9 protein-coding genes are annotated in these 10,076 nt (G+C 72.9%); 7 read left to right on the top strand and 2 right to left on the bottom strand.

Features of this window, described 5'->3' with window-relative positions; translation table 11 throughout:
• The 6 genes from ACIQOV_RS11930 to ACIQOV_RS11905 form a co-directional block, all read left to right on the top strand.
• On the top strand, positions 1 to 340 hold a 340-nt coding region (locus tag ACIQOV_RS11930), incomplete at its 5' end, for a hypothetical protein (protein ID WP_401047702.1).
• A gap of 361 nt (positions 341 to 701) precedes the next feature.
• The gene (gene hutU, locus ACIQOV_RS11925; protein WP_359906110.1) at positions 702 to 2,369 is read left to right on the top strand and encodes a urocanate hydratase; all 1,668 of its coding nucleotides are present in this window, start codon (positions 702 to 704) and stop codon (positions 2,367 to 2,369) included.
• 20 nt (positions 2,370 to 2,389) lie between these two features.
• Positions 2,390 to 3,571 carry an allantoate amidohydrolase gene (locus tag ACIQOV_RS11920; RefSeq protein ID WP_401047705.1) on the top strand — a complete coding sequence of 394 codons (1,182 nt, stop codon included), beginning with the start codon at positions 2,390 to 2,392 and terminating at the stop codon, positions 3,569 to 3,571.
• A complete protein-coding gene (locus tag ACIQOV_RS11915; protein ID WP_401047699.1) occupies positions 3,562 to 4,923 on the top strand; it encodes a formimidoylglutamate deiminase in 1,362 nt (453 codons plus the stop codon). The genes ACIQOV_RS11920 and ACIQOV_RS11915 overlap by 10 nt, the downstream gene beginning before the upstream one ends.
• 34 nt (positions 4,924 to 4,957) lie before the next feature.
• On the top strand, positions 4,958 to 6,142 hold the full coding sequence (hutI, locus tag ACIQOV_RS11910; protein WP_401047697.1) for an imidazolonepropionase: 1,185 nt from the start codon (positions 4,958 to 4,960) through the stop codon (positions 6,140 to 6,142).
• 236 nt (positions 6,143 to 6,378) lie between these two features.
• Positions 6,379 to 6,630, top strand: a complete 252-nt coding sequence (locus ACIQOV_RS11905; protein ID WP_401047695.1) for a hypothetical protein — start codon at positions 6,379 to 6,381, stop codon at positions 6,628 to 6,630.
• A gap of 70 nt (positions 6,631 to 6,700) precedes the next feature.
• On the opposite strand, the gene ACIQOV_RS11900 is transcribed toward ACIQOV_RS11905, so the two are convergent.
• Positions 6,701 to 8,257 (bottom strand): MDR family MFS transporter, encoded by a 1,557-nt coding sequence (locus ACIQOV_RS11900; protein ID WP_359904454.1) that lies wholly within the window; start codon positions 8,255 to 8,257, stop codon positions 6,701 to 6,703.
• Positions 8,258 to 8,410: 153 nt separating this feature from the next.
• Positions 8,411 to 8,860, bottom strand: a complete 450-nt coding sequence (locus ACIQOV_RS11895; protein ID WP_380550118.1) for a MarR family winged helix-turn-helix transcriptional regulator — start codon at positions 8,858 to 8,860, stop codon at positions 8,411 to 8,413.
• A gap of 126 nt (positions 8,861 to 8,986) precedes the next feature.
• On the opposite strand from ACIQOV_RS11895, the gene ACIQOV_RS11890 reads away from it, so the two are divergent.
• Entirely contained in the window at positions 8,987 to 10,027 is a 1,041-nt protein-coding gene (locus ACIQOV_RS11890; protein ID WP_401047692.1) for a DUF3533 domain-containing protein, read from the top strand.
• Positions 10,028 to 10,076 lie beyond the last annotated feature (49 nt).

Raw genomic sequence — 10,076 nt, 5'->3', positions numbered from 1 at the left:
CCTGCAGGGGGTGCCACCCATGCACGTGATCCACGAGATGAAGTTCGTCGCCCGCCTCTCCTCGGGCGCCGACGAATGGTCCTGCCCCGCCTGCGGACGCCGCGTCACCCTGCGGCGCCTGCCCGAACCCGAACTGACCGTCCTCGACCCGGGCGACGAGTCGGCCGTCCACGTCGGCGTCATCGAACCCGACGCCCGCGCCGTCGCGGCCGCCGAGAAGTACGGCCTCGGCCCCGTCCAGAACATCCCCCGCCCGCCGTCCCCGCCCGCCCCGGACGCCGACGACCGCCGCTGGCTCGCCGAGATCGGCATCGACTGGGACGGCGGCGCGGCGGCCTGACCCGGCCGCGCGGCGCGTACAGCGGAAGGCCGGAGGTGGACAGCTCGGCGGGCGGCGCGGGCAGCGGGACGGCCTCGCCGTACGTGCCGTGCAGGACGCCGCCGATGATCTCGACCCGCAGGCCGGTGCGCCGCTCGACCTCTTCGGCGGTGCGACGCAGCCTGCCGGAGCGTGCCGGAACAGCTGCCATGGCGTCCTCCGCTGGGCCGATCGGCTGACGCTTCCGGTCGCAGGCTACTGGCGACAGGCGTTCCGGTTCGGGCGTTGATCGGATGGTTTCGGGGTCTGGTCGAAAGCCGACTGTTTAGTTATATTCAATCGAACATAGCTTGAATGAATCCATCCGCAGGGAGGCCGAACTATGGTGCAGCAGGCGAGCGGGCCGCGTGAGGTGCGCGCGGCGCGTGGGACGGGGCTGACGGCGCAGGGATGGCAGCAGGAGGCGGCCCTGCGGATGCTGATGAACAACCTCGACCCCGAGGTGGCCGAGCACCCGTCCAAGCTGGTGGTCTACGGCGGCACGGGCAAGGCCGCGCGGGACTGGCGCTCCTTCGACGCCATGGTGAGGACGCTGGAGGGCCTGAAGCAGGACGAGACCATGCTGGTCCAGTCCGGGCGGCCGGTCGGCGTGATGCAGACCCACGAGTGGGCGCCGCGCGTGCTCATCGCCAACTCCAACCTGGTCGGCGACTGGGCCAACTGGGAGGAGTTCCGCCGGCTGGAGAGCCTCGGGCTCACCATGTACGGGCAGATGACCGCCGGCTCGTGGATCTACATCGGCACCCAGGGCATCCTCCAGGGCACCTACGAGACCTTCGCCGCCGTCGCCAACAAGCGGTACAACGGTTCGCTGGAGGGCACCATCACCCTCACCGCCGGCCTCGGCGGGATGGGCGGCGCCCAGCCGCTGGCCGTCACCATGAACGGCGGCGTGGCGATCTGCATCGACTGCGACCCGTCCCGGATCTCCCGCCGGATCGAGCACCGCTACCTGGACGTCGAGGCCAAGAACCTCGCGCACGCGCTGGAGCTGGCCACCGCGGCCCGCGACAAGAAGCAGCCGCTCTCCATCGGCCTGCTGGGCAACGCCGCCGAGCTCTTCCCGCAGCTGCTCGCGATGGACGCGCCGATCGACATCGTCACCGACCAGACCAGCGCCCACGACCCGCTGAGCTACCTGCCGATCGGCGTCGCCTTCGACGACATGGCCACCTACGCGGCCGAGAAGCCCGCGGAGTTCACCACCCGCTCGCGCGAGTCGATGGCCAAGCACGTCGAGGCCATGGTCGGCTTCCTGGACCGCGGCGCCGAGGTCTTCGACTACGGCAACTCGATCCGCGGCGAGGCCCAGCTGGCCGGCTACGACCGCGCCTTCGCCTTCCCCGGCTTCGTCCCCGCGTACATCCGCCCGCTGTTCTGCGAGGGCAAGGGCCCGTTCCGCTGGGCGGCCCTGTCCGGCGACCCGCAGGACATCGCCAAGACCGACAAGGCCGTGCTCGACCTCTTCCCGGAGAACGAGTCGCTGCACCGCTGGATCAAGATGGCCCAGGAGAAGGTGCACTTCCAGGGCCTGCCCGCGCGCATCTGCTGGCTCGGCTACGGCGAGCGCGACAAGGCCGGCGAGCGTTTCAACGACATGGTCGCCTCCGGCGAGCTGTCCGCGCCGATCGTCATCGGCCGCGACCACCTGGACTGCGGCTCGGTCGCCTCCCCGTACCGGGAGACCGAGGCGATGCTGGACGGCTCGGACGCGATCGCCGACTGGCCGCTGCTCAACGCCATGGTCAACGTGGCCTCCGGCGCCTCCTGGGTCTCCATCCACCACGGCGGCGGCGTCGGCATCGGCCGCTCGATCCACGCCGGTCAGGTCACCGTGGCCGACGGCACGCCGCTGGCCGGCGAGAAGATCCGCCGGGTGCTCACCAACGACCCGGGCATGGGCGTCATCCGGCACGTCGACGCCGGCTACGACCGGGCGGTCGAGGTCGCCGACGAGCGCGGCGTGCGGGTCCCCATGGGTGAGCTGTGACGGTTCCGTCGTTCGAAGAGATGTGGGCGGAGCTGCTCCCCGTGGGCCGCTCCGCCTCCTCCGGCGGCTACCGCCGCTTCGCCTGGAACTCCGCCGACGCCGAGTGCCGCGCCTGGTTCGAGCAGCAGGCCCGCAGCCGCGGCCTGACGTACGAGCTGGACCGCAACGGCAACCAGTGGGCCTGGCTGGGCGACCCGAACGGGCAGGGGGCGGTCGTCACCGGCTCCCACCTGGACTCCGTCCCGGACGGCGGGGCCTTCGACGGCCCGCTCGGGGTGGTCTCCTCCTTCGCCGCGCTGGACGAACTGCGCGTCAGGGGAACGGAGTTCACCAGGCCCCTGGCGATCGTCAACTTCGGCGACGAGGAGGGCGCCCGGTTCGGGGTGGCCTGCATCGGCTCCCGGCTGACCGCCGGGGTGCTGTCCCGCGAGGCCGCGTACGAGCTGCGCGACGCCGACGGCCTGCGGCTGCCCGACGCGATGGAGAAGGCCGGCTACGACCCGACCGCGATCGGCGCGGACGACGACCGGCTGGCCAGGATCGGCGCCTTCGTCGAGCTCCACGTCGAGCAGGGCCGCTGCCTCGCCGAGGGGCAGCCGGTCGGCGTGGCGGGCGCGATCTGGCCGCACGGCCGCTGGCGGTTCGACTTCCACGGCGAGGCCAACCACGCCGGCACCACCCGGATCGAGGACCGCCGCGACCCGATGCTGACCTACGCCAACACCGTGCTCGCCGCCCGCAAGAAGGCCAAGCTGGCGGGCGCGCTGGCCACCTTCGGGAAGGTCGCGGTGGAGCCCAACGGCACCAACGCGATCGCCTCGCTGGTGCGCGGCTGGCTGGACTCCCGGGCCGCCGACGAGCGCACCCTGACCGAGCTGGTCGCCGAGATCGAGCGGGCCGCCGCCGAGCGCGGCGAGCGCGACGGCGTCCGGGTCGAGCTGACCCGCGAGTCCTACACCCCGGTGGTGGACTTCGACGGGCCGCTGCGCGACCGGCTGGCCAAGCTGCTGGACGCCCCGGTGCTGCCCACCGGCGCGGGACACGACGCCGGCATCCTGGCCTCCGCGATCCCGACCGCCATGCTGTTCGTGCGCAACCCCACCGGCGTCTCGCACTCCCCGACCGAGCACGCCGAGCAGTCCGACTGCCTGGCCGGGGTCGCCGCCCTCGCCGACGTACTGGAGGACCTGGCGTGCCAGTGAACGAGCACGTGCGCTACTGGGCGCAGTACGCCTGGCTGCCGCACGACAACGGGCCGGTGGTCGAGCCGGACGTGCTGATCACCACCGGCCCCGGCGGCACGATCGCCGCCGTCACCCCGGACAGCGGCCCCTGCCCGCCCGACGCCGTCCGGCTCGACGGGCTGCTGCTGCCCGGTCAGGCGAACGCCCACTCGCACGCCTTCCACCGGGCGCTGCGCGGGCACGTCCAGGTCGGCTCCGGCACCTTCTGGACCTGGCGCGACACCATGTACCGGTTCGCCGGCGCGCTGGACCCGGACCGCTACCTGGAGCTCGCGACCGCCGTCTACGCCGAGATGGCGCTGGCCGGCATCACGGCCGTCGGCGAGTTCCACTACCTGCACCACGCGCCCGGCGGCGCCCGCTACACCGACCCGAACGCGATGGGCGAGGCGCTGATCGAGGCCGCCGCCCGGGCCGGCATCCGGATCACCCTGCTGGACACCTGCTACCTCTCCTCCGGCTTCGGCGCCGAGCCGACCAAGCCGCAGCTGCGGTTCAGCGACGGCGACGCGGAGGCCTGGGCGGTCCGGGCGGACGCGCTCAAGCCGCGCGAGCACGCCCGGATCGGCGCCGCCGTCCACTCGGTGCGGGCCGTCCCGGCCGAGCAGCTGGGCACCGTCGCGCACTGGGCGTCGGTGCGCGGGGCGCCGCTGCACGTCCACCTCTCCGAGCAGACCGCCGAGAACGACGCCTGCCTGGCCGCGCACGGCGTCACCCCGACGAGGCTGCTCGCCGACCACGGCGCGCTCGGCCCGCGCACCTCGGCCGTGCACGCCACCCACCTGACCGACGAGGACGTCCGGCTGCTCACCGACTCCTCCACCACGGTCTGCATGTGCCCCACCACCGAGCGGGACCTCGCGGACGGCATCGGCCCGGCCCGCCGGCTGGCCTCGGCGGGCTCCCCGATCACCCTGGGCAGCGACAGCCACGCGGTGATCGACCCGTTCGAGGAGGCCCGCGCGCTGGAGCTGGACGAGCGGCTGCGCACCCGCACCCGCGGCCACTGGACGGCGAACGCGCTGCTGCGGGCCGGGACCGAGGACGGCCACGCCTCGCTCGGCTGGCCGGAGGCCGGACGGATCGAGGCCGGGGCGCTCGCCGACTTCACGGTGATCGCGCTGGACACCGTCCGCACGGCGGGACCGCCGCCCCGGCTCGGCGCCGAGATCGCGGTCTTCGCGGCCTCGGCGGCGGACGTGCGGCACGTCGTGGTCGGCGGCCGGCACGTCGTCCGGGACGGCGTGCACCGGCTGGTGGCCGACGTGCCGGGCGCGCTGCGCTCCGCGATCGGCGCGCTGGACTGCTGACCCGTTCCCTGAACCCCCTTCGGAAGGCCTTGTCGTGACCACCAGGAACCCCAGGACCACCTTGATCACGGGCATCGGCAGCCTGGTCACCAACGACCCCGGGCAGGGCACCGGGCCGCTCGGCCTGCTGACCGGCGCGGCCGTGGTGGTCGACGGCGGCACCGTCGCCTGGGTCGGCCCGGCGGCCGACGCCCCGGCGGCGGACGAGCGCTTCGACGCCGGGGGCCGGGCCCTGCTGCCCGGCTTCGTCGACTCGCACGCCCACCTGGTGTTCGCGGGCGACCGCACCGCCGAGTTCAACGCCCGGATGTCCGGGCAGCCGTACACGGCGGGCGGCATCCGGACCACGGTGGCGGCCACCCGGGCGGCGAGCGACGCCGAACTGGACGCCAACCTGGCCCGGTTCGTCCGGGAGGCGGTGCGCCAGGGCACCACCACCATCGAGTGCAAGTCCGGCTACGGGCTGACGGTCGAGGACGAGGCGCGCGCCCTGCGGATCGCCGCCGCGCACACTCCGGAGACCACCTACCTGGGCGCCCACGTGGTCGCCCCCGAGTACGCCGGGGACCCGGCCGGGTACGTCGACCTGGTCACCGGCGAGATGCTGGACGCCTGCGCCCCGCACGCCCGTTGGGTGGACGTGTTCTGCGAGAAGGGCGCCTTCGACGGGGAGCAGGCCCGGGCGATCCTGACGGCCGGCATCGAGCGCGGCCTCACCCCCCGGGTGCACGCCAACCAGCTCTCGTACGGGCCCGGCGTGCAACTGGCCGTCGAACTGGGGGCCGCCTCGGCGGACCACTGCACCCATCTGACGGACGAGGACGTGGCGGCGCTGGCGGGCTCGGCGACGGTGGCGACCCTGCTGCCGGGGGCGGAGTTCTCCACCCGGGCCGAGTACCCGAGCGGGCGCCGGCTGCTGGACGCGGGCGCGGTGGTGGCGCTGTCCACCGACTGCAACCCGGGCTCCAGCTTCACCAGTTCGATGGCGTTCTGCATCGCGGTCGCGGTGCGGGAGATGGGGATGACCCCGGACGAGGCGGTCTGGGCGGCCACCGCGGGCGGCGCCCGGGCGCTGCGGCGCACGGACGTCGGCGTGGTCGCGCCCGGGGCCCGGGCGGACCTGCTGCTGCTGGACGCGCCCTCGCACGTCCACCTGGCCTACCGGCCGGGAGTGCCGCTGACGGCGGCGGTCTGGCGGGCGGGTGTCCGCGAGCTCTGAGGACACGTCCGTGGAAGGCCCGCCCCCGGTCCTGCGACCGGGGGCGGGCCTTCGCTCATGCCAGGGCGTGTCTGACAATTCCCGCCGGGTCCGCGGCGTTGGGGCACACACCTCGCCGCGTTGTCGTCGGTCGCCAATGCTCCGCAGTGGCTCCCTCCTCCGCCTTGCGATGCACGCACCCCAACGCCGCGCCCTGATCCGACAAAACCCACAAGACACGCCCCGGAGCACTCACCATGCACATCAAGTGGAACGCCCTGGCCCAGACCGCCGGATTCAGCTTCGGCATCACCGTCGCCGTCGTCTGCGTCTTCGCGCTCGGCATCCTGGCGCTGTCCCGCCGCGAGGCCGCCCTGGTCGCCGCCCGTGAGGGCGGGGGCGCCGGGGCCGCGGGCGGCGGCAGGATCGCCCTGGCCGGCGCCTGCGTCTGCTTCGCGCTGTGCGGCGGGGCCGTCCTCTACGGGCTGTCGCTGATCGCCGGCAAGTAGCCGCACCCGGCACGACGGGCCGGGGAGTGCCTTCGCACTCCCCGGCCCGTTCGCGTATCCCGGCGGCCGGTCAGCTCTCCTGGGTGGTGGTCCTCAGCGCGGTCTCCCGGATGAACAGCACGGTGACGAAGGCCAGTGCCGCGAACGGGGCGGCGCACAGGAAGATGGTGCCGACGCCGTGGCCGAAGGCGTCCGTCACCAGCGGCACGATCGGGGCGGGCAGCTTGGCCAGGTCCGGGATGCCGCCGCCGGAGGCCGCGGGCGACGCCGGGACGTGCGCCGCGGCCAGGTTCTCGGCCAGGTAGTGGGAGACCTTGTTGGACATCAGCGCGCCGAGCGCGGAGACGCCCATCGCACCGCCCATGGTGCGGAAGAAGGTGACCACCGAGCTGGCCGCGCCGAGCTCGTTGCGGGGCACCGTGTTCTGCACCGCGAGCACCAGGTTCTGGCTGGTCAGGCCGAGGCCGACGCCGGTGATCGCCATGTAGACGGAGAGCAGCACGTAGCTGGTGTCGGCCCGGGCGGTGCCGAGCAGCGCGAAGCCGACGGCGAGCAGCGCGGTGCCGGAGACCAGGTAGGCCTTCCACTTGCCGTACTTGGTGATCAGCCGGCCGACGACCGCGGAGGAGACGGCCAGGCCGAGGATCATCGGCAGGGTCATCAGGCCGGCCATGGTCGGGGACTTGGCGCGGGCCAGCTGGAAGTACTGGCTGAGGAAGGTGGTCGCGCCGTACATCCCGACGCCGACCAGCACGCTGGCCAGCGCGGCCAGGGTGACGGTGCGGTGCTTGAAGAGGCTCGGCGGGATGATCGGCTCGGCGGCGCGGCGCTCGATCACGACGGCCAGGGCGCCCAGCAGCACGCCGCCGCCGACCATGGCCGCGGTCTGCCAGGAGAGCCAGGCGTAGTTCTTGCCGGCCAGGGTGATCCAGATCATCAGCAGGCTGACCGAGCCGGTGATGACCAGGGCGCCCAGGTAGTCGATCTTCGCCTTGCGCTTGACCACCGGAAGCTTGAGGGTGCGCTGCACCACCAGGATCGCGACCAGCGCGAACGGGATGCCGACGTAGAAGCACCAGCGCCAGCCGAGCCAGGAGGTGTCCACGATGACGCCGCCGATCAGCGGTCCGCCGATGGTGGCGAGGGCGAAGACCGCGCCGAAGTAGCCGCTGTAGCGGCCGCGCTCGCGCGCCGGGACCATCGCGGCCAGGCAGATCTGGCCGAGCGCCACCACACCGCCGGCGCCGATGCCCTGGAGCGCGCGGCAGGCGATCAGCTCGCCGGTGTTCTGCGAGAGGCCGGCCAGCGCCGAGGTGCCGATGTAGATCAGCAGGGCGATCTGGAGCAGCAGCTTCTTGCTGACGAGGTCGGAGAGCTTGCCCCAGATCGGGGTGGAGGCGGTGAGGGTGAGCAGGGCCGCGGTGATCACCCAGGTGTACGCGGACTGGCCGCCGTGCAGGTCGGCGAGGATGTGCGGCAGGGCGTTGGAGACGACGGTCGAGGAGAGCACGGCCACGAAGAGGCCGAGCAGCAGGCCGGAGAGCGCCTCCATCACCTGCCGGTGCGTCATCTGTTGACTGTCGGCCGCTGCGGCGGTTCCGCTCGCGGCCTCGGTGGTCACGGTCATCTGGGTCCTTCGGCGAGCGCGCGGGATACGCGGATCATGAAATTTCGTTGCCGTAAGCAACCATAAGACTGGATGGTTGAATTAGGCAACTTTCTTCAAGGGAAAGTAAAGCCCTCGCCCACGGGCCCCGGAGGCCTGCGCGACCACCGCCGGTCACTCGGCCGGCGGCTCCCCCAGCACGTCGTTGAAGCGGTGCAGCAGCTCCGCGAAGCGGGTCACGTCCTCCGGCGACCAGCCGTCCATCACCTCGCGCACCCGCCGCATCCGGACGCCCTGCGCGGCCAGGTAGCGCCGCCGCCCGTCCTCGGTGAGCGAGACCAGCGCGGACCGGCGGTCCAGCGGGTCCGTCTCCCGGGCCACCAGGCCCAGCTCCTCCAGCGTCCGGATCTGCCGGCTCACCGTCGCCTTGCCGATCGAGAAGTGCACGCCGACGTCGGTCACCCGCACCGGCCCGGCCTGCTCGACGTAGCCGAGCAGGCTGTACGCCATCCCCTCCAGTCCGGGGTGCACCCGCCGTGAGAGTTCCGCCACTCTGGCCCGGCCCCGCCGGAACATCAGCGCGACCTCGCGCTCCACCGCCACCAGGGCATCCTCGTCGCTCACCGCGCCAGTATCGCGCAGCGGCACCGGCCGCGGCCCGGCGCGGGAGGTACGACAAGCCAACTACTTCATGGTATGAAGTATCGGTTCTGGAAGTACCGTTTTCCCCCGTTACGCAAGGAGATGTGGATGGCAGCCCCGGGGCAGGGTTTCCTCGCCGAACTGAAGAGTGCGGTCACCCCGCGCGCGGCACTGCTCGTGATCGGCGTGCTGCTGCTCCAGCTCGGCTTCATCACCTCGTACATCGGGGCGCTGCACAAGCCGGCCCCGCAGAACCTCTCCATCGCGGTGGTCGCCCCGCCGCAGGTCGCCCCCCAGCTGGTCGGGGCGCTGGAGTCGGTGCCGAACGACGCCGTCAAGGCCCTCACCGCGCCGGACGCCGAGACGGCGACCCAGCAGATCAAGGACCAGAAGATCTACGCGGCGCTGGTCGTGGACCCGACCGGCACCCAGGACACCCTGCTGGTCGGCGGCGCCCGCGGCCCGTCCGCGGCCAAGGCCGCCGAGACCATCACCACCGCGATCGACCAGAGCCAGGGCCGCACCGTGAAGGTCCAGGACGTGGTGCCGCTCGCCAAGGGCGACACCAACGGCCTCTCCGCTTTCTACCTGGTGATCGGCTGGTGCGTCGGCGGCTACCTGGTCGCCTCCATCCTGGGCATCAGCGCGGGCTCCAAGCCGGCCAACGTCCACCGCCTGGTGATCCGCCTCGGCGTGCTCGCGCTGTACTCGATCGGCGCCGGCGTGCTCGGCACGGTGATCGCCGGGCCGGTGCTGGACGCGCTGCCGGGCTCGATCCTCGGCCTGAGCGCCGTCGGTGCGCTGGTGGTGTTCTCGGTCGGCGCCTTCACCATGGCGCTCCAGTGCCTGTTCGACATCATCGGCATCGGCATCGCGGTGCTGATCTTCGTGGTGCTCGGCAACCCGAGCGCGGGCGGGGTCTACCCGGCGCCGATGATGCCGCCGTTCTGGCGGGCGATCAGCTCGTGGATCCCGAACGGCGCCGGCACCAGCGCGGCCAAGTCGGTCGCCTACTTCGACTCCACCAACCTGGGGCTACCGATCCTGGTCCTGGTGGTCTGGGCACTGATCGGCATCGGCGTCGCCCTGCTGGCCGTCCTGCGCGGCCCGCGCTCCGGCGGCCGCGCGCTGGTCCCCACCGAGGACTGAGCCGCCCGCTCCCGACCCGTCACCGGGCCCCCGGCCACCACGGCCGGGG

It is taken from the genome of Kitasatospora sp. NPDC091257, assembly GCF_044757675.1.
Classification (GTDB): domain Bacteria; phylum Actinomycetota; class Actinomycetes; order Streptomycetales; family Streptomycetaceae; genus Kitasatospora; species Kitasatospora lactacystinica.
This window is presented reverse-complemented; position numbering and strand designations above follow the sequence as displayed.

What these genes read in the sequence shown, in the direction of transcription:
- ACIQOV_RS11900 (WP_359904454.1), bottom strand. Translation starts at nt 8,257, where the DNA reads ATGACCGTGACCACCGAGGCCGCGAGCGGAACCGCCGCAGCGGCCGAC.
- ACIQOV_RS11905 (WP_401047695.1), top strand. Translation starts at nt 6,379, where the DNA reads ATGCACATCAAGTGGAACGCCCTGGCCCAGACCGCCGGATTCAGCTTC.
- ACIQOV_RS11890 (WP_401047692.1), top strand. Translation starts at nt 8,987, where the DNA reads ATGGCAGCCCCGGGGCAGGGTTTCCTCGCCGAACTGAAGAGTGCGGTC.
- ACIQOV_RS11920 (WP_401047705.1), top strand. Translation starts at nt 2,390, where the DNA reads ATGTGGGCGGAGCTGCTCCCCGTGGGCCGCTCCGCCTCCTCCGGCGGC.
- hutU (WP_359906110.1), top strand. Translation starts at nt 702, where the DNA reads ATGGTGCAGCAGGCGAGCGGGCCGCGTGAGGTGCGCGCGGCGCGTGGG.